This is a genomic window from Cognatiluteimonas telluris (assembly GCF_011320095.1).
In the GTDB taxonomy this organism is placed as follows: domain Bacteria; phylum Pseudomonadota; class Gammaproteobacteria; order Xanthomonadales; family Xanthomonadaceae; genus Cognatiluteimonas; species Cognatiluteimonas telluris.
The window spans coordinates 34,574-57,757 of the sequence record NZ_JAANOY010000009.1 but is presented as its reverse complement, the minus strand read 5'-3'; the positions used below and the strand labels follow the sequence as shown (position 1 = coordinate 57,757).

Below are 23,184 nucleotides of genomic sequence, written 5' to 3'. Positions count from 1 at the left end.
GATGTCGTCCAATGCAGCCGGTGCACGCCAGGGCATCCTGTCGCACGCGTTCAAGGACAAGGCCGGGCTGTACAACGCCTACATGCCCTACCTGAAGAACGGCGGCATCTTCGTGCCGACCTCCAAGCGTTATTTCCTCGGCGACGAAGTCTTCCTGCTGGTCACCCTGCCTGAATCCAACGAGCGCCTGCCGGTGGCCGGCAAGGTCATCTGGATCACGCCGACCGGCGCGCAGGGCAACCGCACCGCCGGCATCGGCGTGCAGTTCACCGACACGGCCGAGGGCGAAGCGGTGAAGGGCAAGATCGAAACCCTGCTGGCCGGCACGCTCAACGCGGACAAGCCCACCCACACGATGTGACCTGCGCGGCAGGCGCCATCGAACGCGTCGCGCCGGACTCCCGCAGCCCCCATTGATCGCAACCGCCGTGACGCGCGGGCGTCCATTCGTGCATCCAGCGCCGCCACGCCGCAGGGCTGCCCGTCATGCCCCAGGCCAACCGCCCTCTGATTCAGGTCGGGTTGCGCAATGTCGGCGAGTCCCACCCGGCCCGCGGCGCAAACCGCGGACCATGCGCCTGCTCCAGCGCCTGCAGGCGCGCCAGCAAAACATCGGCGCCGGTTTCGCGCACGTACTGGATCGGGCCGCCGCGGAAGGGCGCGAAGCCGGTGCCGAAGATCACGCCGGCATCGAGCAGGTCGGCATCGGCGACCACGCCATCATGCAACGCAGCGATGGCTTCGTTGAGCAGGGGCAGCACCAGCCGGTCCTCGAGGTCAGCCGGCGCGGCATAGCCCTTCGGCAACTCGGGCTTGATCGCCTTGCCTTCGACCCAGCGGTACAGGCCCTGGCCGTCCTTGCGTCCGCGCTTGCCCGCCTCCGGCGGCGTCGACAGGGCCGCGGGCAGTTGCAATCCAAGGTACGGCGACAGTTCATGCGCGACCCCGGCAGCGACATCCAGGCCTACCGTGTCGATCAGTTCGATCGGCCCCATCGGCATGCCGAAGCGGGTGGCCGCCTTGTCGATCACCGCGCCCGGGATGCCTTCCGACAGCGCCGTCGCCGCCTCCAGCAGGTACGGGAACAGCACCCGGTTGACCAGGAATCCAGGCGTGCCGGCCACCAGCACCGGCAGCTTGTCGATCGCCTTGCAGAACGCAGCCAGGCGCTGCCGTGTCGCGTCGGCCATGGCGTCGTGCTGGACGATTTCCACCAGCGGCATCAGCGCCACCGGGTTGAAGTAATGCAGGCCGGCGAAGCGGGCCGGGCGCGCGATGTTTTCGCGAAGTTCCACCAGCGGGATCGACGACGTGTTGCTGGTCAACAGTGCGCCGGGCTGCATCCGCGGCTCGACCTGTGCATACAACGCGCGCTTGGCCTGCGCCTGTTCGAGGATGGCTTCGATCACCAGATCCGCATCCAGCACGCCATCGCCCGCCACGTCGCCGCGCAGGCGGGCGGCGACCGCCGGTCGCCGGGCATCATCCTTCACCTTCTTGGCGAACAACGCCTGCGCGCGTTCCAGTGCGGCATCGATGAAGCGCTGCTCGCGATCGTTGAGGGTGACCTCGAAGCCCTTGCAGGCCGACCATGCGGCGATGTCGCCACCCATGACGCCGGCACCAACCACATGCACCCGGCGGATGCCGCTGTCGCCGCTGCCCTGCGCCTTGAGTCGCTCCTGCAGGAAGAACACGCGGATGAGGTTGCGCGCCGTCGCCGTGCCCGCGAGCCTGGCCACCGACCGGCGTTCGGCCGACAGCAGCGAGGTGATGCCGCCACTGGCGCGACGCCAGGTGTCGATCAACGCATAGGGTGCGGGATAGTGCTCGCGGCGTGCCTTGCGCCCCACCTGCTTGATCAGGATCGGTGCGAGCACCTGTCGTGCCGGCCAGCAGTTGCTCGCCCAGGCGCGGAAGTGCTGCGCGAACGGGCGCGTGCTGGATCTGGATGCCAGGTCGATGGCGGCGTCGAGCAGCGCGGCCGGTTCGACGAGCTTGTCCACCAGTCCGATCGCCTTCGCCGCCGAAGCCGACAAGGCGCGCCCCGTCAGCATCATGTCCATGGCCGCAGGCGCGCCCACCAGGCGCGGCAGGCGTACGCTGCCGCCCCAGCCGGGATAGATCCCGAGTTTGACTTCCGGCAATCCGATCCGCGTCGATGGATCCTTCGACGCCACCCGGGCCCGGCATGCCAGCGCCAGTTCGGTGCCTCCGCCCATGCAGTAGCCGTGGATCGCGGCGACCGTCGGGCAGGGCAGGTCGGCGATGCGCTGGAACACCTGCTGTCCGCGATAGAGCGCGTCCTTGACCGTGCCTTGGGCGTCGAACGCCTGGAATTCCCTGACGTCGGCGCCGGCGACGAAGCCCGACGCCTTGCCGGAACGGAACACCACGCCTTTCGGCGGATCGATCGCCAGGCGTTCGACCAGCGTGCCCAGCTCGATCAGCATGTCCTGCGACAGCGCGTTGACGGTCTGTCCGGCGCGGTCGATGGTGGCGATGACGATCCCGTCGGCGCGGGACTCCACGTGCCAGTGTTCGAAGCGCAGTCCATCGAAACCAGCGGTCGCCTTGCCTGCCATCATGAGGGACGATCCGGCGTGGTATGGAAGGCCCAGTATGATCCCGGGCGCATTGGATTCCCGTCAATGCATCCCCATTAAGCTGCAGGCGTGAACTTCCGCAGCGATTTGCTGTCCCATTGCCTGGCTTCGGCCGGCTGACATGCAGGAGTGCCGGCGCGGCATGGCCGAAGTGGAACCTTCCCAGTCCTCGAAAGAGGGCGAGCTCGACCAGGAACTGGTCCGGCGCGTGCAACGTGGCGACAGTGCGGCGTTCGACCTGCTGGTGCGCAAGTACCAGCACCGGATCGTCGGGCTGATCGGCCGCTACGTGTCCGACTGGAGCGAGTGCCAGGACGTGGCGCAGGAGACGTTCCTGCGCGCCTACCGGGCGCTCGGCAATTTCCGTGGCGACGCGCAGTTCTATACCTGGTTGCACCGGATTGCCGTGAACACAGCGAAGAACCATCTCGTCTCCAGCAACCGCCGTCCGCCCACGGACGACATCGAGATCGAGGATGCCGAGCAGTACGCCTCGGGCCTGCGCCTGCGCGACAACGACACCCCCGAGCGCGAACTGATGCGCCAGCAGCTGGAACAAACGGTGATGCGCGCGGTCGAAGCCCTGCCGGACGAGTTGCGCGTGGCGATCACGTTGCGCGAGGTCGACGGCCTGAGCTACGAGGAGATCGCAACGAAGATGGGTTGCCCGATCGGAACCGTGCGTTCGCGCATCTTCCGGGCCCGCGAGGCGATCGATCAGGAAATGCGACCGTTGATGGACAACGCGAACAATGCGGAGCGCGCAAGCCGATGACCCCCAACGACCAGGATCCGATCACGACGGGGCGCCGACACGCTGCAGGACCGGCTGGCGCGCCGCACGGTGAAGCGGCGATGGACAAATTGCTGGACCACCATCGGTTGCAGTTGTCGGCCCTGATCGACGGCGAGCTGGCACCCGACCAGGCGCGCTTCCTGCTGCGCCGGCTCGAGCACGACGCGGAATTGCGCGGCTGCTGGGAGCGCTGGCAGCTTGGTGGCGATGTCATGCGCGGCCAGGCGGGCATGCGGCTTCGCGAAGGATTTGCCGCGGGCGTGGCCGATGCCGTCGCGGCACAGCCACGTGCCGCCCGCATGGAAGACAGCCGTGGGTTGCGTTGGCTGCGTTGGGGCGGCAGCGCCGCGCTGGCGGCATCGGTGGCGGTGATCGCGGTGTTCCTGACCCGCCAGTCGCCCGGCCTGCAGTCGCCGTCGACGCCGCCGGCGCAGGTCATCGCCAACGCGGCCTCCGTGCAGCGGGACCACAAATCTCCCGCCCGGGTATCCACAACGCCAGCGACACAGCCGTCGGCCCCGGACCGGCTGGCCGAAGTGGCAACGGCATTGGCCGTCGCCGAGGCGCCGCGTCGCCGCGGCCCGGGCCGCTCGCGCGGACAGAGCCAGCGTGCGGCGATCCGGGCATCACGTCCGCCCGTCGAGGCACCGACGGTGGTGGCCGCCACGACGCCGGCCTTCGGCAACGCGGCTGTCGCGATCGATCCTTTCTCGGGCCAGCAGGTTCGCCTGGCCCACCGGCCCTGGCCCCGCGCACTGATGCCCGGCAGCGTTGCCCACGGCGCGTTTTCCGTCGATTACGGGACGCGCGGGAGCGCCATCGAGGTGCTTCCGTCCAATGCACTGTCGCCATTCGCGCCACGTCAGCTTCCGCTTGCTCCAGTGGTGGATGAAGGCGACGCGGGACCGGCCACGCCGTAACCGACCGCAGCGGGCACGGGCGTCGCACCGCTGGCCGCGATTCTTTCCACATCCGACCGAGGTGGGTTCCGATGGCTCCAAAGCTCTCTGTTCTGTCGTCTCCGCGCCTGCGTGCATTGACCCTGGTGGCGGTGACAGCCGCCGCCACGACCGCGGTGGTACTGCCTGCGGCCACCGCCCAGGCGCCGGCGCCCGCGCCGCAGATGGTCGTGGGGCTGCCTGACTTCACCCACCTGGTCGACCAGGTCGGGCCCGGCGTGGTCAACGTGGAGGCGCAGATCGGTGGCGGTGCCGACCGCAATGCCCAGGCCAGCACGCAGGCACCGGACGAGGACGACATCCCCGAATTCTTCCGCCGATTCTTTGGTCCCGGCATGCCGATGCCGGGCATCGGTCCGCAAGGACCGCAGGCCCGTCCCCGGGGCGTATCCATGGGAACCGGCTTCCTGATCTCGGGCGATGGCTACGTGCTCACCAACGAGCACGTCATCGACGGCGCCGACAGCGTCACCGTGCGCCTGTCTGACCGTCGCGAGTTCAAGGCCAAGGTCGTCGGCAGCGACCAGCAGTCCGATGTCGCCCTGCTGAAGATCGCGGCGAGCGGATTGCCGGCGTTGCGGCTGGGTGATTCGAACCTGCTGCGCCCCGGCCAATGGGTCGTCGCCATCGGTTCGCCGTTCGGGCTCGACCACTCGGTCACGGCCGGCATCGTCAGCGCCGTCGGGCGCAGCAACCCGTACGCGAACCAGCGCTATGTTCCCTTCATCCAGACCGACGTCGCGATCAACCGCGGCAATTCCGGCGGTCCGCTGCTCAACACGCGCGGCGAGGTCGTGGGCATCAATTCGCAGATCTTCAGCAACTCCGGTGGCTACATGGGCGTGAGCTTCGCGATCCCGATCGATGTTGCGATGAGCGCGGTCAAGCAGCTCAAGGCCACCGGCAAGGTCAGCCGCGGCCAGATCGGAGTGGCGGTCGAGTCGATCACTGCCGAAAAGGCCCGCGGCCTGGACCTGCCCGATTCCCGCGGCGCATTGATCAACACCGTGGCGCCGGGCAGCCCGGCGGAGAAGGCTGGCCTGATGCCGGGTGACGTCATCCGCAGCTTCAACGGCACCGCGATCAACGATTCCAGCGACCTTCCCCCGCTGGTCGGATCGCTGCCTCCAGGCACGCGCACCCGGCTGACGGTGCTGCGAGACGGCGCCACGCGGGATTTCGACATCACCCTGACCCAGCTCGACGACGGGACAGCCAGTGCCACGCCCGTTCCAGGCGCGCCCGTGCCCGGGGCCGCCGCGACGTCCAATGCACTGGGGCTGGTCGGGCAGGCGCTCGATGCCGACGACCGTGCCCAGCTCGGCCTCAAGGCCGACGAGGGGGTCGCGATCGCACGCATCGATGGACTGGCCGCGCGCGATGCCGGCCTGCAGCCGGGCGACATCGTGCTTGCCGTCGGCCGGACGCCCGTGGGCAGTCCAGCCGCCCTGGCTCGGCAGCTGGCGGGTGCCAAGGCGGGCGAAACGGTGATGTTGCTGGTGATGCGCGGCAACGCGCGGCAGTATGTGGCGGTGACGCCGCGCGCAGACGGCAAGCGCTGAGGCCACGGGCGCGATGGATCCAGTTCATCGCGCCCGCCACGATGGCCCGAAGGCCCGGCTGCGCCGGGCCGCATGCGATAATGTCGTGTTTGTCGCGGGCCATCGGGCCCGCGGCGCCCTGGCGCGACGGCGCCGTCGCCTGCAGCCAGTCTCGATGCCCTCGGATCACCCCCAAACCCGCACCGCGAACGATCCGATGCGGACCATCCGCAACTTCTCGATCATCGCCCACGTCGACCACGGCAAGTCGACCCTGGCCGATCGCATCATCCAGCTCTGCGGCGGCCTGCAGGACCGGGAGATGGAAGCGCAGGTGCTGGATTCCAATCCGATCGAGCGCGAGCGCGGCATCACCATCAAGGCGCAGTCGGTCTCGCTGCCATACACCGCGCGCGATGGCGTCACCTACCAGCTCAACTTCATCGACACCCCCGGGCACGTCGACTTCAGTTACGAAGTCTCGCGTTCGCTGGCCGCGTGCGAAGGCGCGCTGCTGGTGGTCGATGCCGCGCAGGGCGTGGAAGCACAGTCGGTCGCCAACTGCTACACCGCGGTCGAGCAGGGCCTGGAAGTGGTGCCGGTGCTGAACAAGATCGACCTGCCGACCGCCGACATCGACCGGGTCAAGAAGGAGATCGAGGCCGTCATCGGCATCGACGCCGAGGACGCCGTCGCGATCAGCGCCAAGACCGGCCTGAACGTGGTCGAGGTGCTGGAGGCGATCGTGCAGCGCATCCCGCCGCCGAAGCCGCGCGACACCGACCGATTGCAGGCGCTGATCATCGATTCCTGGTTCGACAACTATCTCGGCGTGGTGTCGCTGGTGCGCGTGATGCAGGGTGAGATCAAGCCCGGCGACAAGATCCTGGTGATGTCCACCGGACGCACGCACCAGGTCGACAAGGTCGGCGTGTTCACGCCCAAGCGCACTGAACTGCCGAAGCTCGGCGCCGGCGAAGTCGGCTGGATCAACGCCTCGATCAAGGACGTGCACGGCGCGCCGGTCGGCGACACGCTGACGCTGGCGAGCCTGCCGGCAGACAAGCCGCTGCCGGGCTTCCAGGAGATGCAGCCGCGGGTGTTCGCCGGCCTGTTCCCGGTCGATTCGGAAGACTACCCGGCGCTGCGCGAGGCGCTGGAAAAGTTGCGCCTCAACGATGCCGCGCTGCGCTTCGAGCCCGAATCGTCGGAAGCGATGGGCTTCGGCTTCCGTTGCGGCTTCCTCGGCATGCTGCACCTGGAGATCGTGCAGGAACGCCTGGAGCGCGAATACGACCTCAACCTGGTCACCACCGCGCCGACCGTCATCTACGAAGTGCTGCTCACCGACGGCACCACGATGCCGCTGGACAACCCGGCCAAGCTGCCGCCGGCCAATCGCCTGCAGGAAATCCGCGAACCGATCATCCTCGCCACGATCCTCACGCCGCCGGATTACGTGGGCAACATCATCACCCTGTGCGAGGAGAAGCGCGGCTCGCAGCAGGGCATCCAGTACCTCGGCAGCCAGGTGCAGATCAGCTATGAACTGCCGATGGCCGAAGTCGTGCTGGATTTCTTCGATCGCCTGAAATCGGTGTCGCGCGGTTACGCGTCGCTCGACTACCACCTGGTCCGTTTCGACGCCGGCCCGTTCGTGCGGGTGGACACGCTGATCAATGGCGACAAGGTCGATGCGATGAGCCTGATCGTCCACCGCGCGCATGCCGATCGCCGCGGCCGCGAGATCGCCGAGAAGATGCGCGAGCTGATCCCGCGGCAGATGTTCGACGTCGCCATCCAGGCCGCGGTCGGCGCCCAGATCATCGCCCGCACCACGGTCAAGGCGATGCGCAAGAACGTGCTGGCCAAATGCTACGGCGGCGACGCGTCGCGCAAGAAGAAGCTGCTGGAAAAGCAGAAGGCCGGCAAGAAGCGGATGAAGCAGGTGGGCCGGGTCGAAATCCCGCAGGAAGCCTTCCTCGCGGTACTGCAGGTCGATAACAAGTGACGCCGGGTTTGGGGATGCGGTCCGCGGGATCCGCGGCGGCGGCCCTGGATGCCTCGATGGTTGCGTCGCCATTGCACGGGCATGTTCCAATCCCGTCTCCCTGATCCGAGTCACGTTCCAAAGGAAGCCACATGCGCTGGTTCGAAGCCGCTCTCGTCATCCTGACCCTGTTCACCGGCATCGTGTGGCTGCTGGACAAGTGGTTTTTTGCCGAGGCCCGCGCGGCCAAGGCGGGCCTGCTGGAGGTCACGGAACCGCTGATCGTCGATTACTCGAAGGCCTTCTTCCCGGTGCTCGCCGCAGTGCTGTGCCTGCGCAGTTTCGTCGCCGAGCCATTCCGGATACCGTCCAGTTCGATGATGCCCACGCTGCTGGTCGGCGATTTCATCCTGGTCAACAAGTTCGCGTACGGCCTGCGCCTGCCGATCACCAACCACAAGGTCATCGCGATCGGCGAGCCCAAGCGCGGTGACGTGGTCGTGTTCCATCCCCCGCAGCACCCGGACCAGGACTGGATCAAGCGCGTGGTGGGGCTGCCCGGTGACACCGTGGCCTACCACGACGACACCGTCTTCCTGAACGGCAGGCCCCTGACCTACACGAGCCATGGGCGGTATGTCGGCAAGGGGCAGGGAGTCGACGCCACTGGTGGCCGGCTGCTGACAGAGGGCCTGCCCGGGCGTCCGCATCCGGTGCTGGAGCGGGACGATCGCCCGTTCTTCATCCAGGGCGAGGGCGAGTGGACGGTGCCGGCTGGCGAGTATTTCGTGATGGGCGACAATCGGGATAATAGCGAGGACAGCCGTTTCTGGGGTTTCCTTCCCGAGGCGGACCTGCGGGGCAAGGCCTTCCTGATCTGGATGAACTGGGATCGCAGCGCCGGCGGCATCGATTTCAGCCGCGTGGGCTCGAGGATCCCCTGACCGATCGGGATTTGTGCCGGGTCCAGGTTTCGCGGGGGCGGAATTGGGTAGGCTGGGATCCATCGACGCGGTTCGACAAAGGGGAGCGCAATGAAACGCACGCAAAGCGGGATCACGCTGGTGGGATTCATCCTGGTACTGGCGGTAGCGGGCTTGTTCGTGTTCGTCGGCATGAAGCTGGTGCCGATGTATTCCGAGTTCTACTCGGTCAAAAGCGCGCTCAAGGGCCTTGCCGAGGAGCAGGGCATCGCCAATGAGGATCCGGCCAAGATCCAGGACCTGTTCTTCCGGCGGCTCTACATCAGCTATTCGGAAAACGTCAAACCCGAACACGTCAAGATCAAGCGGATCGACAACGGCTGGCAGATGGACGTGGACTACGAGGTCCGCAAGCCGATGATCTACAACCTCGACGTGATCGGTAAATTCCACGCGTCCGAGAACCTGACCAAGCCCAGTGCCGCATAGGCACGCGGGCGCTGCCGTCGTCTTCGAAGGACATGCCTTCGCCGACGGCAGCCTGCTGGCCCAAGCGCTGACCCACCGCAGTGCGGGCAGCCCGCACAACGAGCGGCTGGAATTCCTCGGCGATGCACTGCTCAACCTGATCATCGCCGAGCAGTTGTACCTGCGCTGGCCGAAGGCCGACGAAGGCGCGATGACCCGCGCGCGCGCCGAACTGGTGCGCGAATCCGCGCTGGCCGAGGTTGCCCGCACCCTCGAACTGGGCACCCGGCTGACGCTGGGGCCAGGCGAGATGAAGACCGGTGGCCACCGGCGGGATTCGATCCTGGCCGATGCGCTGGAAGCGATCATTGCCGCGCTGTATCTCGACGGCGGATTCGACGCCTGCCGCAACATCGTGTTGGCCTGGTTCGAGCCCCTGCTCGCGGCGCTGCCGCCGCTGCACCAGGTCGGCAAGGACGCCAAGACACGGCTGCAGGAATGGCTGCAGGCACGCCAGCTGCCGCTGCCGGTCTACACCCTGGCCGAGGAATCCGGCGACGACCACGACCGTCGCTTCCGGGTCGCCTGCACGCTCGGCGAGCCGGAAATCAGCAGCGAAGGCAACGGGACATCGCGCCGCGGCGCCGAGCAGGCCGCCGCCGAAGCGGCCCTGGCGCAGTTGCCGCAGCGCCCGGTCAAATAGCCTCCCGGTCAGGCGCCGGTTTGCCCCCACCGCGCGCGACGGGGACAATCCCCCGATGACAACCCAAGCGCAGCACGCCGGCCACGTCGCCGTCATCGGCCGTCCCAATGTCGGCAAGTCGACCCTGGTCAATGCCTTGGTCGGCGCCAAGGTCAGCATCACTTCCAGCCGGCCGCAGACCACGCGCCACCGCCTGCTCGGCATCGCGACGTTCGAGCACGGCCAGTTGCTGCTGGTCGATACTCCCGGGATCCATGCCGACCAGGGCAAGGCGTCGTCGTCGGCGATGCATCGCTGGATGAACCGCGCCGCGCGCGGTGCGCTGGAAGGCGTCGATGCCGCCGTGCTGGTGATCGAGGCCGGGCGCTGGGACGACGGCGATGCACTGGCCTACGACGCACTGCGCTCGGCCGGCGTGCCGGTGGTGCTGGCGGTCAACCAGGTCGACAAGTTCAAGGACAAGACCGCGCTGCTGCCGTTCCTGGGCGAGGTGAGCGCGGATCGCGAGTTCGCCGCGGTGCACCCGATCTCCGCGCTCAAGCGGCGAGGGCTGGAACCGCTGGTCTCCACCCTGCTTGCCCTGCTCCCGGAACAGCCGCCGCTGTACGCCGAGGATGAAATCACCGACAAGAGCCAGCGTTTCCTCGCCGGCGAGCTGGTGCGCGAGCAACTGATGCGACAGCTCGGCGCGGAACTTCCGTACGCAACGACGGTGGAGATCGAAAGCTTCGTCGAAGACCCGGCGGCGCGCTCGGGGCCGCTGCTGCGCATCGGCGCGGTGATCTGGGTCGAGCGCGACGGCCAGAAGGCGATCGTCATCGGCAAGGGTGGCGCCCGCCTGCGCGAGGTCGGCACCCGCGCCCGCGAGCAGATGGAGCGCCTGTTCGACAGCAAGGTCTTCCTTGAAACATGGGTCCGCGTGCGCGAAGGCTGGTCCGATGACGAGGCGGCGCTGCGGACACTGGGATATCACGATTAGATGGTCGGTGGGCCACTGGCGGGGCCGGGTGCGCGGTGGTCAGTGACAGCGATGTACGTGGGTGGAAAACGCGCCGGCAAGTGCGCACGCGGTGGCATCGGTGCGTCCCCGCGTTTTGTGCAACGTCGACGCCTTGCTGCTGACACTGGCTGTTGATCGTCGACCGCCGCGGAATGTCTCCCCACCGCTTGCGTCTCCTGCTCCGTCTCTCCTTCTTCCAGCGGCCTCCCGATGCGCTACGACGCCGAACCCGCCTTCGTCCTGCACGTGCGTCCCTGGCGCGAGAGCAGCCTGTTGGTGGAGGTGCTCAGCGCGCACCACGGGCGGCTGGGGCTGGTTGCGCGCGGCGTGCAGGGCGCGCGGCGGCATGCGCTGCGCGCGGCGCTGCAACCCTTGCAGTTCATCCGGCTGGATGCCGTGCAACTCGGGGAGCTGGCGCAGCTGCGTGGCGCCGAGGCGATCGATGCGGCGCCCAGGCTGGGCGGCGAGGCGGCGCTTGCGGCCTTCTACGTCAACGAAGTCGTGCTGCGCCTGGCGCCGCGGCAGGATCCCGCGCCGGAGTTGTTCGAGGCCTATGCCAACGTACGGGCTCGCCTTGGCCAGGCCAGCCTGCTTGCGTGGAACCTGCGACGGTTCGAGCGCGACCTGCTCGAAGCCTTCGGCGTCGGCTTCGCCTTCGATGTCGATGGCGACGGTGTGCCGATCGATGCCGCCGCGCGCTATCGGCTCGATCCCGAGCATGGGCCGCGTCGCCTGCTCAGCGACCGCGGCCATGGCGATCGCCGCGACGCCGCCACCGGCCGCGCGTTGCTTGCACTGGCTGGCGACACGCCGCCCGATGCCGATGACCTGGCCGGACTGCGCCGCGCCCTGCGTCCGGTGCTGTTGCACCTGCTCGGCGGCCGGCCCCTGAAATCCTGGGACCTGCTGGGCGACCTCGCCCGGGTCGGCAAGCCGCCCGCCGACCAGTCCCCGTAGCCCGGGTAAGCGCAGCGCACCCGGGATCGCATCGGCGTATCGGCGCATCGGCGGTGAAGCTCCGGATGTGCTTCGCTTACCCGGGCTACGCCTGCTTGTCCGGGCGACGCCTGCCGCCCCGGTCGGAGCGGACGCAGGCACCTCTCACAGGCCCCGGCTCAAGCGCGATCCCGGTCCAACGGCGCCAGCAGCCCATCGGCCGCGTCGCGAAAACGCCCTTGCGCGAAGTCCGATCGCGGATCGCTTTCCAGCACCCGCGCCGCTTCACCCAGCCTGGCGGCACCGACAAAACCGCAACTGGGCGCGCAGCATGTGCAGCACCGCGCGGGCGGCGGCGGTGTCGCCGTCGGCCAGCGCGCGTTCGACCGCATGGCATTGGACTGCGAGCTCGGACAAGAACAGTCCGCGCAGCGCAACCACGTGCGACTGCTCGCCCTTGAGCGCCGACAAGGCCGCCGCATCGTCCCAGTCGGGCAGCCGGGCGCAGGTCCGCGCCGCCGCATCGGCGTCGGCGGAGTTCCCCTCGCGCGCGACGTCGTAACCCAGCGAACGGCAGATCGCCTCCTGCACCGCGATCGCCGGCAACGGCTTCACCAGAACCTCCGCGAAGCCGGCCGCGAGCAGCGCGGCGTGCTCGGCCGGTTCGCGGCTGGCGGTATGCGCCAGTGCCGGCGTGTCGGACGACGTGCGCCGCAAGGCCGCCAGCAACCCGGCGCCGCTGCCATCGGGCAGGTTGGCGTCGATCAACCACAGGTCGCAGGCGCCCGCCGCGATCCGTTGCAGCGCATCGCTGCAGCTTTCCGCTGCTTCCACATGCGCGGGGATGTCCTCGACGGCCGCGGTCAGGAACGCGCGGCTGACCGGATCGTCTTCCACCAGCAGGATGCGCGCTTTCATCGATCGTCCACCGTCCTCGGTATGCTGGCGTCCATGTCGCGGCCGATGGTAACCCTGCTGTTCCCGCTGGCGCTCGTCGCCGCCGCATGGCCGATGCACGCCAGCGCACGCACGCTGCAGGCCCGGATCGATCGCGTCACCACCGCGGTCGCCACGCTCGACCAGGTGCGGGTGCGGCTGGACTGGCCGGCCGCTGCCAGGCAGGGCGCATTGACGCTGACGGCGCGGTCGGTGGATGCGCCCGACCTGGGTTACCACTACCGGGACCTGGCCTGGCACTGCGCGCTGCTGCGCGACGACCACGGTGGTTGGCGCTGCGAAGGCGTCCTGCAATCGGGACGGGCCGCGCCCCTGCAGCTTGCCATCGCCTTCGATGACGCGCGGACGCATGCCGAATTGCGCCATGGCGCGGCGAAGCTCGCCGTCGACCGGCGCGCGGCAACGCCCGACGACACCACGATCGACCTCACCCGCGTTCCGCTGGTTTGGGCGCAGGCGCTGCTGTCGCAGGCCTGGGCCGATGGCAGGCTCACCGCGGGCACGCTCGATGGCCGCCTGCGGGTACAGGCGCCCGCGCGGCAGCCGCTGCGCGTGGCCGGCACGCTCACCGTGGCCGGGGCGGCCGTGCAGACGCCGGATGCGACCGTGGCCGGCGATGGGCTGCAGGGCCGATTCGCCATCGATTACCGCAAGACGTCACGGCGCACGCGCGTCGGCCTGGACGGAATCCTGACCGCCGGCGAATTCCTCGCCGGCAACGCCTATGTCGCGCTGCCCGCGACGCCGGTCGCCCTGCATGTCGACGCTGGCGCGGCTGCCGGCGCGGGTTGGGAGATCCCGCGGTTCTCCTGGCGCGACGGCAACACGCTGCTGGTCCAGGGCAGCGCCGGCTTCGACCCCGGGGCCAACCTGCAAACCCTGGATGTGCGCCTGCACAGCGACGACATGGCGCCGCTCGCCGGCCGCTATCTCTCCGGCTGGCTTGCAGTGGCGGGTCTTGCCGACCTGGGCCTGCGCGGGGCCGCCGACGCCGACGCGACGATCGCCGGCGGCCGGTTGCAGGCGGCGAACCTCATGCTGCACGACGTCGACCTGAGCGACGCCAAGGGTCGCTTCCGCTTCGAGGGCCTGCAGGGCGGTCCGCGCTTCTCGGCGACGACGCCGGTGGCCGGCACCCTCGAGTGGCGTTCGGGCCAGCTGTACGACCTCGCTTTCGGCGCCGCCCGGCTGCCGATCGCCAGCCGCGGCGGCGCGTTGCGACTGTCCGAGCCGGTGACGGTGCCGTTGCTGGGCGGCAGCCTGCGATTCGACGGCATGACCCTGAGGCCGCCGTCGGCCGATGCGGGTGCGGACATCCGGTTCGGACTGACGCTCGATCGGCTCGACATCGGCCAGCTGGCCAAGTCCCTCGGCTGGCCTGCGTTCACTGGCCAATTGAGCGGCCACATCCCCAACGCCCGCTATGCCGGCGAGCGACTGGTGTTCGATGGCGGCCTGACGATGCAGCTGTTCGGCGGCACCGTGCGGGCGTCGTCGCTGTCGATGGAACGTCCCTTCGGTGTCGCGCCCTCGCTCAGCGCCGACCTCGCGCTGGCCGACGTCGACCTGCAATCGCTGACGGGCGTGTTCGACTTCGGCAGCATCACCGGCCGCCTGTCGGGACGGATTGACGCTTTGCGCCTGGTCGACTGGACTGCCACCGCGTTCGACGCCGAACTGCACACGGTCAGGACCCGCGGCGTGAAGCAGCGCATCAGCCAGCGCGCGGTGCAGAACATCTCCAGCGTCGGCGATGCCTCCTTCACCACCACCCTGCAGAGCCAGCTGATCGGGCTGTTCGATGATTTCGGCTACAACCACATCGGCATCTCCTGCATCCTGCGCAACGAGGTCTGCCTGATGGGCGGGCTGCCCGGGGCCGCCATGTCCGGTTCAGAGACAGGCGGATTTACTATCGTGCAGGGCGCCGGCATCCCGCACCTGACCGTCGTCGGTTTCCACCGGCTGGTCGACTGGCCGACGCTGGTCGAGCGGCTTGCGGCCGCCAGTTCGGGCGACGTCAAGCCGGTCGTCGAATGAGTTCCATCCATCGCAACACGTGCGTCGCAACCAGGAGAGCTTGAATGAGTCTGCATAACGAAACCGGCGTGTCGCGCCGTCGCTGGCAGGGCATGCGCGCGCTCGGCATGCACGTCAGTGCCATGGTGCTGCTTGCTGCGTGCGTCACCATCAACGTCTACTTCCCCGCGGCCGAGGCCAAGGAAGCGGCCAAGCAGTTCGTCGAGAAGGTCATCGGCGACCCGGCGCAGCCCGCGCCGGCACCGGAGTCCGCGCCCGAGCCCGGTCCCGACGGCGGCATGGCGCTGCTGCGACATTTCGACCCGCTGATGCTGGTGGGCATCTCGCCGGCGTACGCGCAGTCGGCGCCCGACATCACCATCAAGACCCCGGCCATCCAGGCGATCCAGTCGCGGATGGAAGCCCGCTTCGACGGCAAGCTGCGCGCCGGCTTCGATTCCGGCGCGCTGGGCTTCACCCGCGACGGGCTGGTGGTCCTGCGCGATCCGGCACAGGTCGCGCTGAAGGACCGCGTTGCACTCAACCAGGCGGTGGCGGACGACAACCGCGATCGCAAGGCGGTGTATCGCGAAGTCGCCGTCGCCAACAACCATCCCGAATGGGAATCGCAGATCCGCGGCGTGTTCGCCAAGCAATGGATCGCCAGCGCGCACAAGGGCTGGTGGTACCAGGACGCATCGGGCGGCTGGAAGCAGAAGTAGCCCATCGTCGTCGCCCGCCGCGCCACCGGCGGGCGACGTTCGATCTGCGGTAGGAGCGCCTTCAGCCGCGAGCTCTCCGCACGCCCAGGGCGACGGTCTGCGCTGCGCAGCCCGCCAGCCCCCATCTGCGACAATGCCCGGCTCGCAGAACCTGTTGCATGCCGTGGCCCGCATCGACCAGACCCCGTTCGAAATCGACATCCTCAACCTGACCCATGACGGCCGCGGCGTCGGTCGCCGCGCCGACGGGTCGGCCAATGCCGACAAGACCGTGTTCGTCTCCGGCGCGTTGCCCGGTGAACGCGTCGTCGCGCAGCAGACGGCACGCCAGCGCAGTTTCGACGAAGCCCGCACGCTTACCGTCCTGCGCGCCAGCGCCGATCGCGTCACTCCGCGCTGCGCGCATTTCGGCACCTGCGGCGGCTGCGCCCTGCAGCACCTGGACGAGGCGCAGCAGATCCACGCCAAGCAGCGCGTACTGCTGGAAAACCTTGAGCGCATCGGCCACGTCGTTCCCGGGCGTGTGCTCGCGCCGCTCACCGATGCCGCCTGGGGCTACCGGCGCAAGGGCCGGCTGTCGGTGCGACGGGTCGAGAAGAAGGACAAGACGCTGGTGGGCTTCCGCGAACAGGATCCGCGCTTTGTCGCCGACCTGTCCGAGTGCCACACGGTCATTCCGCAGATCGGTGGGAAGATCGCCGCGCTGGCAGCGCTGATCGATGGCCTGGACGCCCGCCGCGACATCCCGCAGATCGAATTCATCGCCGGCGACGACACCGTCGCGCTGGTGTTCCGCAACCTCGTGCCGCTGGGCGAAGGCGACCGTGCGCGGCTGGTCGACTTCGCGCAGGCGCATTCGTTCGCAGTGTTCCTGCAACCAGGCGGCATCGATTCGGTGCATGCGTTGTGGCCGGAGCACCCGCGCCTCGCGTTCCGGATGCCGGCGTGGGATATCGAACTGCAGTTCCGCCCGCTGGATTTCATCCAGGTCAACGCCGGGCTCAACCAGGGGATGATCGCCAGCGCGCTCGAACTGCTCGACGCGCAGCCGGACGATCGCGTGCTGGACCTGTTCTGCGGCCTGGGCAACTTCACCCTGCCGCTGGCGCGCGGCGTGCGCGCGGTGGTCGGGGTCGAAGGCGAAGCGGGGCTGGTGCAGCGCGCACGCGGGAATGCCGCGCACAACGGCGTGGCCAACGCCGAATTCCATGCCGCCGACCTGGCCCAGGACCTGCGCAGCCAGGCCTGGATGCGCGAAGGCTTCGAGCGCCTGCTGCTCGATCCGCCGCGCTCGGGCGCGGATGCGGTGCTCAGGCAGCTTCCGCTCAAGGGCCTGAAGCGCATCGTCTATGTCAGCTGCCATCCGGCTTCGCTGGCGCGCGACGCGGGGTACCTGGTCAACGAGCGCGGCTGGAAACTGCGCGCTGCGGGGGTCATGGACATGTTCCCGCACACGGCGCACGTGGAGTCGATCGCGATGTTCGAGCCGGGCTAGGGTCGTGAAGGCCGGCGGATGCGGCCTTCGCCCCAACTGCGCGACAATCCGCGATCACGTCCCAGGGTGTCACCCATGCTCATCATCGGAATCGCCGGCACCGAACTCGACGCGCGCGAGCGCGACTGGCTGCAGCACGACGCCTGCGCCGGCGTGATCCTGTTCGCGCGCAATTTCGCCTCACGCGCGCAGGTGGCCGAACTGTCGCAGGCGATCCGCGCGGCTGCGCCCCGGCCGCAGTTGGTCTGCGTCGACCAGGAAGGCGGGCGGGTGCAACGCTTCCGCGACGGCTACAGCGCGCTGCCCTCACTGGAAGGCTTCGGCCGCCTGCATGCCACAGACCCGACCGCCGCGCTAAAGCTTGCGCGCGAGCATGCGTGGCTGATGGCCAGCGAGATCCGCGCCAGCGGCGTCGACCTGAGCTTCGCGCCGGTGGTCGACCTGGGCCGCGGCAACCGCGCCATCGGCGACCGCGCGTTTTCCGCCGACCCGCAGGTCGTCGCCGAGTTCACCCGCGCGTATGTCGAAGGCATGCACGCCGCCGGCATGGCGGCAACGCTCAAGCATTTCCCCGGCCACGGCTCGGTGCTGGAAGACACCCATGTCGACGAAGCCATCGACGACCGGTCGCTGGACGAGTTGCGCGCGCTCGACCTGGTGCCCTTCGTCGCCGGCATCGATGCCAAGGCCGACGCGGTGATGATGGCGCACGTGGTGTATCCGCAGGTCGCGCCGGAACCGGCGGGCTATTCGCCACGCTGGATCCAGCAGATCCTGCGCGATGAAATGGGCTTCCGCGGCGTGGTGTTCTCCGACGACATCGGCATGGCCGCGGCGTTTTCCGCCGGCGGGGTCAAGGCGCGCATCGACGCGCACCTGGATGCCGGCTGCGACGTGGTGCTGGTCTGCCATCCGGACCTCGTGCCCGAGTCGCTGGCGGCGGTCGAGGGGCGCGCGCTCAATACCGCGGCGTTGCTGGGACTGATCGGACGCGGCGCGATGGGTTGGGACGGGCTGCTCGCCGATACACGCCACGGCGACGTGCAGGCACGGCTCTCGGACCGGCTGGCATGAGCCTGCCGCCCCTGGCCACCGCACTGGCGGGCGTGGACCTGGTCCACGATCGCGCAAGCATCGAGCAGGCCATCGCGGCGATGGCGGTACGCATCCGCAACGACTACGCCGGCGACCTGCCGGTTTATCTCACGGTGATGCAGGGTGGCCTGCCGTTCGCCGCGCAGCTCGCGCTGGAACTCGGCGCACGCGGGCTGGACCTGCAGTTCGACTACCTGCATGCGACGCGCTACGGCAGCGGGACCCGTGGTGGCGAGATCGCCTGGAAGCACCGCCCGGCGACGCCGCTGCGCGGACGCCGCGTGCTGCTGGTCGACGACATCCTCGACGAAGGCATCACCCTGGCCGCGGTGCGCGCCTGGTGCCTCGGGGAAGGCGCGCGCGAGGTGCGCATCGCCGCGCTCGCGGTCAAGCGGCATGGCCGCTGCGTGCCCGGCCTGTGCGCCGACTACGCCGGCCTCGACGTCCCCGACCGTTATGTGTTCGGCTACGGCATGGACTATCACGAGCAAGGGCGCAACCTGCCGGCGATCTATGCGATCGGCGACTGAAGCCTCGCGTCGTTGCATCGCCGGTGGATCGGCCGATCCGCGCCGCCCGTTGCTAGTCCATCGCCGCCGCCGGGATCGCCCCAGGCCACGTGGCAACTTACTGGCATCCCCATGACCGACATCGACCTGGCCATCATCGGCGGCACCGGCGTCTATGCGCTGGCGGAGCTCTCCGACACGCGTTCGGAACTGCCTGAAACCCGCTACGGCATGCCGTCGGGCCCGGTGCGGATCGGCACCATCGGCGCGCGCCGCGTCGCCTTCCTTGCGCGACACGGCGAGGGCCACGGCGTGCCGCCGCATCGCATCAACTACCGCGCCAACCTCGCCGCACTGCAGCAGGTGGGCGCGTCGCGGGTGCTGGCGCTCAATACCGTCGGCGGCATCACCGCCCGATGCGGGCCGCGCGCGCTGGTCTGTCCCGACCAGCTGATCGACTACACCTGGGGCCGGATCTCGACCCTGTGCGAGGAAGCCGGCACGCCCGTGCTGCACGTCGACTTCGGCGACCCGTACACGGCGGCGTTGCGACGCGAACTGCTCGCGGCCGCGAGCGCCGCGCAGGTCGCGATCGTCGATGGTGGCTGCTATGGCGCCACCCAGGGCCCGCGCCTGGAAACCCGGGCGGAGATCGCGCGCATGCGCCGCGACGGCTGCGACATCGTCGGCATGACCGGCATGCCGGAAGCCGGCCTCGCGCGCGAGTTGGGATTGGGCTACGCGTGCCTGGGCATCGTCGCCAACTGGGCCGCCGGTGCCGGCCCGGATCCGGACGAAGTGATCACGATGGACGAGGTGCTGGGCAATGTCGCCGTGGCCACCGCCGACGTCGGCAGGCTGTTGCGGCAGTGGCTGGCGGGGTGATTGCCAGACCCGAGGTTGGCTTTGCATACTCCCGCCCGTGCGCCAGGCCGCCCCACGCGCCACGCACGGACAACGCATCCATCCATGAGGTCAGCAACGTTATGCAGTACGGCACCGTGAAGTGGTTCAACGACGCCAAGGGTTTCGGTTTCATCGCACCGGAAGACGGCAGCGCCGATGTGTTCGTGCATTACTCGGCGATCGCCTCCAAGGGCTTTCGCAGCCTGCAGGAAGGCCAGCGCGTCAGCTACGAAGTCACCCAGGGCCCGAAGGGCGCACAGGCGGCCGGCGTCGAGCCCGCAGTCTGATCGGCAACGGCATCCGCACCCGAAAGCCCCGCTCCGGCGGGGCTTTTTTTGTGGACCGAGGCCCGGAATGCCGCGCCGACCCCGCCCGGAACGACGTTGGGATTCACATACCCCGCGCCCCGGCCACCTATGCTGCGAAGTCACCCACCGTACCCGGATCGCGCATGCCTCCGCCTGGGGTTGACCAGACGATGAAATTGTCCCGGTTCATCACCACCCACATGGAGCAGATCCTGGAGGAGTGGGAAGCCTTCGCCAAGGAAATCCCGACGACCTCGAAGATGTCGATTTCCGACCTGCGCGACCACGCCAAGCAGATGTTGCAGGCGTGCGCCGCGGATCTGGATACCTGGCAGTCGGCGGCCGAGCAGGCGTCGAAATCCAAAGGCGAGGAGGCGGTGCCCAAGGCAGGCACGGCGGCGATCCGGCACGGGCTCGGCCGGCTGGAGAGTGGCTACTCGGTGGCCGAGCTCATCTCGGAATTCCGCGCCCTGCGCGCAAGCGTGCTCAGGCTGTGGCAGTCGCAGGTCGGGCAGGTCACCGAAGCCACGACCGACGACATGGTGCGTTTCAACGAAACCATCGACCAGGCGCTGGCGGAATCGGCGACGGCGTACTCGCAAAAGGCGACGCACACGCGCGAGATCTTCCTGGCGATCCTCGGCCATGACCTGCGTGGACCCTTGGCGACGATGGCGATGGCAGGCGACTACCTCACCCATCCGGACGCCGACCTCGCCAGGGCGGGAGCGATGGGCGCGCGCGTGAAGACCAGCGCGGCGCTGATGACGTCGATGGTGCGCGACCTGCTGGAGTACTCGCGCACGCAGCTCGGTTCGGGGATCCCCGTGGTCCGCAGGCGCGCCGACATGCGGGACATCGGCCAGGCCGCGCTGGACGACGCCAGCGCCGCCAATCCGCGCTGCCGGTTCGAGCTGGAGGTGGCCGGGCAGACCGCCGGTTCCTTCGATGCGGCCCGGATGCAGCAGGTGCTGACCAACCTGCTCAACAACGCCGCCCAGTACCGCACGCAATCCGAACCCGTGACGCTGCGCATCGAAGGCTCGCCTGACGCCGTGCTCGTGCAGGTGGGCAACCACGGCGAGGTCATCCCGCGCGAATCGCTGGCATCGCTCTTCGATCCGCTGGTGCGCCTGGCACGCGACGGCCAGGAGGACGAGCAGCCCAACATCAATCTCGGCCTGGGCCTGTTCATCGCGCGCGAAATCACCGTCGCCCATGGCGGCAGCATCGTCGCCGCGTCCGACGAGGACGCCGGCACGGTGTTCAGCGTGCGGATCCCGCGCGAGGCCTGACGCCGGGCCAGCCGCGACCCTGGGGCGTGGCGCGACGGCGCGGCTGCGAGCTTGCGCGGCCCCTCAATCCAGGAACTGCAGCTTCGCCAGTTCCGAATACAGCCCGCCCTCGGCCATCAACGCATCATGGGTTCCTTCGGCCACGACGCGGCCGCGGTCCATGACCACGATCCGGTCGGCCTTGAGCACGGTCGCCAGGCGGTGCGCGATCACCAGGGTCGTGCGCCCGGCCATCAAGTTTTCCAGCGCATGCTGCACCGCGCGCTCGCTCTGTGCGTCCAGGGCCGAGGTGGCTTCGTCGAGCAGCAGGATCGGCGCGTTCTTCAGCAGCGCGCGGGCGATGACGATGCGCTGCTGCTGGCCACCGGACAGCCGGGCGCCGCGTTCGCCAAGTTCGCTGGCGAAACCCTCGGGCAATGCATCGAGGAAGCCGTCCGCCTCGGCCGATTCCGCCGCCGCGCGCAGTTCGGCGTCGGTCGCGTCCAGCCGGCCGTAACGGATGTTGTCGGCGGCGGTGGTGGCGAAGATCGTCGGCGACTGCGGCACCAGCGCGATCGTTTCGCGAAGCGCGGCCGGGTCCAGCGTGCGCACGTCGACGCCATCGATGCCGATGTGGCCCGACTGCGGATCGTGGAAGCGCAGCAGCAGCGAAAACACGGTGCTCTTGCCGGCGCCCGACGGCCCCACCAGCGCCACGGTCTCGCCCGGGCGAACGTGCAGGTTGAAGCGTTCGATCGCCGGCAGGTCCTGGCGCATGGGGTAGTGGAAGGTCACGTCGTCGAAAACGACTTCGCCCCGCACCGGCTGCGGCAGCGCCGCCGGGTGCGCGGGCGCCGCGATCACAGGGGTTTCGGAGAGCAGTTCCGAGATGCGCCCCATGCCGCCGGCGGCCCGCTGCAGTTCGTTCCAGACCTCGGCCAGCGCGCCGACCGAGCCGCCGCCGATCAATGCGTACAGCACGAACTGGCCCAGGGTGCCGGCGCTCATGCGGTGGGCGACCACGTCGTGCGCACCCGACCACAGCACCAGGGTGATCGCGCCGAAGATCAGCACGATCGCGACCGCGGTGACGATCGCCTGCGAACGGATCCGCCGGCGCGCCGTATCCACGGCAATCGCAAGCGAGTGCCCGAAGCGATCGCGCTCGTACGGTTCGCGCGCATGCGCCTGCACCGTGCGCACCGCGCCGAGGGTTTCGGCCGCCAGGGTATTGGCGTCGGCGACGCGGTCCTGGCTGGCGCGCGAGGCTTTCTGCAGGCGCCGGCTGCCGATGACGATCGGCAGGACCGCCAGCGGTATCCCGACCAGCGCATAGGCCGCCAGGTGCGGGCTGGTGACGAACAGCATCGCGATCGCGCCGATCACGGTGATGGTGCTGCGCAGGGCGACCGACATGCTGGAGGCGACCACGCTGCGCAGCAGCTCGGCGTCGGCGGTCAGCCGCGACACCAGCTCGCCGCTGCGGGTGCGGTCGTGGAAGCCGGCGTCCAGCCCGATCACGTGCGAATACAGCTGCTGGCGCATGTCCGCGACCACGCGTTCGCCCAGCAGCGAGACGAAGTAGAAGCGCGCGGCGGTCGCCAGCGCCAGCGCCAGCGCGACCATGAACAGGAACACGAAGGCGCGGTCGATGTTGGCGCCGCTGGAAAATCCCTGGTCGATCATGCGGCGGAAGGCCACCGGCAGGCTCAGCGTGGCCGTCGACGAGCAGGCCAGCGCCAGCAGCCAGGCGACGAGGAGGTTGCGATGCGCGTGCACGAACGGCCAGAGCGCGCGCAGGGATCCGACCGGGGCTTTCGAGGAGGAAGATTGCGTCATCGGCCAATGATGAAGGTTGACGGGCTTGCTGTCGCGCAGGCCTTCGCCCGCCGTGCGATGGATCTGCATGGATCGTCGTGGGAGCGGCTGCAGCCACGAGCCTTCGACGCGGCCCGTGGCGACGACCAGTAGCTCGCG

20 protein-coding genes and 1 pseudogene are annotated in these 23,184 nt (G+C 69.0%); 18 read left to right on the top strand and 3 right to left on the bottom strand.

Annotated elements, in window-relative coordinates:
* Position 1 precedes the first annotated feature (1 nt).
* Complete coding sequence (locus tag G7B67_RS07000; protein WP_166209989.1) at positions 2 to 361, top strand: PilZ domain-containing protein; 360 nt, start codon at positions 2 to 4, stop codon at positions 359 to 361.
* 151 nt (positions 362 to 512) lie between these two features.
* On the opposite strand, the gene G7B67_RS06995 is transcribed toward G7B67_RS07000, so the two are convergent.
* Complete coding sequence (locus tag G7B67_RS06995; protein WP_166210071.1) at positions 513 to 2,585, bottom strand: 3-hydroxyacyl-CoA dehydrogenase NAD-binding domain-containing protein; 2,073 nt, start codon at positions 2,583 to 2,585, stop codon at positions 513 to 515.
* 163 nt (positions 2,586 to 2,748) lie between these two features.
* On the opposite strand from G7B67_RS06995, the gene rpoE reads away from it, so the two are divergent.
* The 9 genes from rpoE to recO all read left to right on the top strand — a co-directional run bounded on the left by rpoE (position 2,749) and on the right by recO (position 11,943).
* Positions 2,749 to 3,381: an RNA polymerase sigma factor RpoE gene (gene rpoE, locus G7B67_RS06990; protein WP_166209986.1), complete on the top strand. Its 633-nt coding sequence runs from the start codon at positions 2,749 to 2,751 to the stop codon at positions 3,379 to 3,381.
* Between the two features lie 80 nt (positions 3,382 to 3,461).
* Positions 3,462 to 4,322, top strand: coding sequence for a sigma-E factor negative regulatory protein (locus G7B67_RS06985; protein ID WP_166209983.1), 861 nt, complete (start codon positions 3,462 to 3,464; stop codon positions 4,320 to 4,322).
* A gap of 71 nt (positions 4,323 to 4,393) precedes the next feature.
* A complete protein-coding gene (locus tag G7B67_RS06980; protein WP_166209980.1) occupies positions 4,394 to 5,923 on the top strand; it encodes a Do family serine endopeptidase in 1,530 nt (509 codons plus the stop codon).
* Positions 5,924 to 6,119: 196 nt separating this feature from the next.
* Complete coding sequence (gene lepA, locus G7B67_RS06975) at positions 6,120 to 7,913, top strand: translation elongation factor 4 (protein ID WP_166209977.1); 1,794 nt, start codon at positions 6,120 to 6,122, stop codon at positions 7,911 to 7,913.
* Positions 7,914 to 8,044: 131 nt separating this feature from the next.
* On the top strand, positions 8,045 to 8,836 hold the full coding sequence (gene lepB / locus G7B67_RS06970) for a signal peptidase I (RefSeq protein ID WP_166209974.1): 792 nt from the start codon (positions 8,045 to 8,047) through the stop codon (positions 8,834 to 8,836).
* 90 nt (positions 8,837 to 8,926) lie between these two features.
* The gene (locus G7B67_RS06965) at positions 8,927 to 9,304 is read left to right on the top strand and encodes a DUF4845 domain-containing protein (protein WP_166209971.1); all 378 of its coding nucleotides are present in this window, start codon (positions 8,927 to 8,929) and stop codon (positions 9,302 to 9,304) included.
* Positions 9,294 to 9,986 carry a ribonuclease III gene (gene rnc / locus G7B67_RS06960; RefSeq protein ID WP_166209968.1) on the top strand — a complete coding sequence of 231 codons (693 nt, stop codon included), beginning with the start codon at positions 9,294 to 9,296 and terminating at the stop codon, positions 9,984 to 9,986. The genes G7B67_RS06965 and rnc overlap by 11 nt, the downstream gene beginning before the upstream one ends.
* Before the next feature lie 55 nt (positions 9,987 to 10,041).
* Positions 10,042 to 10,965 (top strand): GTPase Era, encoded by a 924-nt coding sequence (gene era / locus G7B67_RS06955; RefSeq protein WP_166209965.1) that lies wholly within the window; start codon positions 10,042 to 10,044, stop codon positions 10,963 to 10,965.
* Positions 10,966 to 11,196: 231 nt separating this feature from the next.
* Positions 11,197 to 11,943, top strand: a complete 747-nt coding sequence (gene recO, locus G7B67_RS06950) for a DNA repair protein RecO (RefSeq protein ID WP_166209962.1) — start codon at positions 11,197 to 11,199, stop codon at positions 11,941 to 11,943.
* A gap of 158 nt (positions 11,944 to 12,101) precedes the next feature.
* Here recO and G7B67_RS06945 read toward each other — a convergent pair.
* A pseudogene (locus G7B67_RS06945) lies at positions 12,102 to 12,840 on the bottom strand (response regulator).
* 33 nt (positions 12,841 to 12,873) lie between these two features.
* Here G7B67_RS06945 and G7B67_RS06940 point away from each other — a divergent pair.
* From G7B67_RS06940 to G7B67_RS06905, 8 genes are all read left to right on the top strand, one after another.
* Positions 12,874 to 14,919, top strand: coding sequence for a translocation/assembly module TamB domain-containing protein (locus G7B67_RS06940; protein ID WP_166209959.1), 2,046 nt, complete (start codon positions 12,874 to 12,876; stop codon positions 14,917 to 14,919).
* A gap of 44 nt (positions 14,920 to 14,963) precedes the next feature.
* The gene (locus G7B67_RS06935; protein ID WP_243412279.1) at positions 14,964 to 15,620 is read left to right on the top strand and encodes a YdbL family probable chaperone protein; all 657 of its coding nucleotides are present in this window, start codon (positions 14,964 to 14,966) and stop codon (positions 15,618 to 15,620) included.
* 133 nt (positions 15,621 to 15,753) lie between these two features.
* Positions 15,754 to 17,115, top strand: a complete 1,362-nt coding sequence (gene rlmD / locus G7B67_RS06930) for a 23S rRNA (uracil(1939)-C(5))-methyltransferase RlmD (RefSeq protein ID WP_166209957.1) — start codon at positions 15,754 to 15,756, stop codon at positions 17,113 to 17,115.
* 75 nt (positions 17,116 to 17,190) lie between these two features.
* Positions 17,191 to 18,189, top strand: coding sequence for a beta-N-acetylhexosaminidase (gene nagZ, locus G7B67_RS06925; protein ID WP_166209954.1), 999 nt, complete (start codon positions 17,191 to 17,193; stop codon positions 18,187 to 18,189).
* Complete coding sequence (locus G7B67_RS06920; protein ID WP_166209951.1) at positions 18,186 to 18,740, top strand: hypoxanthine-guanine phosphoribosyltransferase; 555 nt, start codon at positions 18,186 to 18,188, stop codon at positions 18,738 to 18,740. Before nagZ ends, G7B67_RS06920 begins: the two co-directional genes overlap by 4 nt.
* A 105-nt stretch (positions 18,741 to 18,845) precedes the next feature.
* On the top strand, positions 18,846 to 19,604 hold the full coding sequence (locus G7B67_RS06915) for an S-methyl-5'-thioinosine phosphorylase (protein WP_425482420.1): 759 nt from the start codon (positions 18,846 to 18,848) through the stop codon (positions 19,602 to 19,604).
* A gap of 101 nt (positions 19,605 to 19,705) precedes the next feature.
* Positions 19,706 to 19,912, top strand: coding sequence for a cold-shock protein (locus G7B67_RS06910; RefSeq protein WP_166209945.1), 207 nt, complete (start codon positions 19,706 to 19,708; stop codon positions 19,910 to 19,912).
* 191 nt (positions 19,913 to 20,103) lie between these two features.
* The gene (locus G7B67_RS06905) at positions 20,104 to 21,228 is read left to right on the top strand and encodes a sensor histidine kinase (RefSeq protein WP_166209942.1); all 1,125 of its coding nucleotides are present in this window, start codon (positions 20,104 to 20,106) and stop codon (positions 21,226 to 21,228) included.
* Positions 21,229 to 21,291: 63 nt separating this feature from the next.
* On the opposite strand, the gene G7B67_RS06900 is transcribed toward G7B67_RS06905, so the two are convergent.
* The gene (locus tag G7B67_RS06900) at positions 21,292 to 23,046 is read right to left on the bottom strand and encodes an ABC transporter transmembrane domain-containing protein (RefSeq protein ID WP_166210065.1); all 1,755 of its coding nucleotides are present in this window, start codon (positions 23,044 to 23,046) and stop codon (positions 21,292 to 21,294) included.
* Positions 23,047 to 23,184: the final 138 nt, after the last annotated feature.

Coding starts and splice junctions, on each gene's coding strand:
- G7B67_RS06985 (WP_166209983.1), top strand. CDS start 3,462: ATGGACAAATTGCTGGACCACCATCGGTTGCAGTTGTCGGCCCTGATC.
- lepA (WP_166209977.1), top strand. CDS start 6,120: ATGCGGACCATCCGCAACTTCTCGATCATCGCCCACGTCGACCACGGC.
- G7B67_RS06980 (WP_166209980.1), top strand. CDS start 4,394: ATGGCTCCAAAGCTCTCTGTTCTGTCGTCTCCGCGCCTGCGTGCATTG.
- G7B67_RS06905 (WP_166209942.1), top strand. CDS start 20,104: ATGAAATTGTCCCGGTTCATCACCACCCACATGGAGCAGATCCTGGAG.
- G7B67_RS06910 (WP_166209945.1), top strand. CDS start 19,706: ATGCAGTACGGCACCGTGAAGTGGTTCAACGACGCCAAGGGTTTCGGT.
- G7B67_RS06935 (WP_243412279.1), top strand. CDS start 14,964: ATGAGTCTGCATAACGAAACCGGCGTGTCGCGCCGTCGCTGGCAGGGC.
- rpoE (WP_166209986.1), top strand. CDS start 2,749: ATGGCCGAAGTGGAACCTTCCCAGTCCTCGAAAGAGGGCGAGCTCGAC.
- G7B67_RS06995 (WP_166210071.1), bottom strand. CDS start 2,585: ATGGCAGGCAAGGCGACCGCTGGTTTCGATGGACTGCGCTTCGAACAC.
- nagZ (WP_166209954.1), top strand. CDS start 17,191: ATGCTCATCATCGGAATCGCCGGCACCGAACTCGACGCGCGCGAGCGC.
- rlmD (WP_166209957.1), top strand. CDS start 15,754: ATGCCCGGCTCGCAGAACCTGTTGCATGCCGTGGCCCGCATCGACCAG.
- G7B67_RS06920 (WP_166209951.1), top strand. CDS start 18,186: ATGAGCCTGCCGCCCCTGGCCACCGCACTGGCGGGCGTGGACCTGGTC.
- G7B67_RS06900 (WP_166210065.1), bottom strand. CDS start 23,046: ATGACGCAATCTTCCTCCTCGAAAGCCCCGGTCGGATCCCTGCGCGCG.
- G7B67_RS07000 (WP_166209989.1), top strand. CDS start 2: ATGTCGTCCAATGCAGCCGGTGCACGCCAGGGCATCCTGTCGCACGCG.
- recO (WP_166209962.1), top strand. CDS start 11,197: ATGCGCTACGACGCCGAACCCGCCTTCGTCCTGCACGTGCGTCCCTGG.
- G7B67_RS06965 (WP_166209971.1), top strand. CDS start 8,927: ATGAAACGCACGCAAAGCGGGATCACGCTGGTGGGATTCATCCTGGTA.
- lepB (WP_166209974.1), top strand. CDS start 8,045: ATGCGCTGGTTCGAAGCCGCTCTCGTCATCCTGACCCTGTTCACCGGC.
- G7B67_RS06940 (WP_166209959.1), top strand. CDS start 12,874: ATGTCGCGGCCGATGGTAACCCTGCTGTTCCCGCTGGCGCTCGTCGCC.
- era (WP_166209965.1), top strand. CDS start 10,042: ATGACAACCCAAGCGCAGCACGCCGGCCACGTCGCCGTCATCGGCCGT.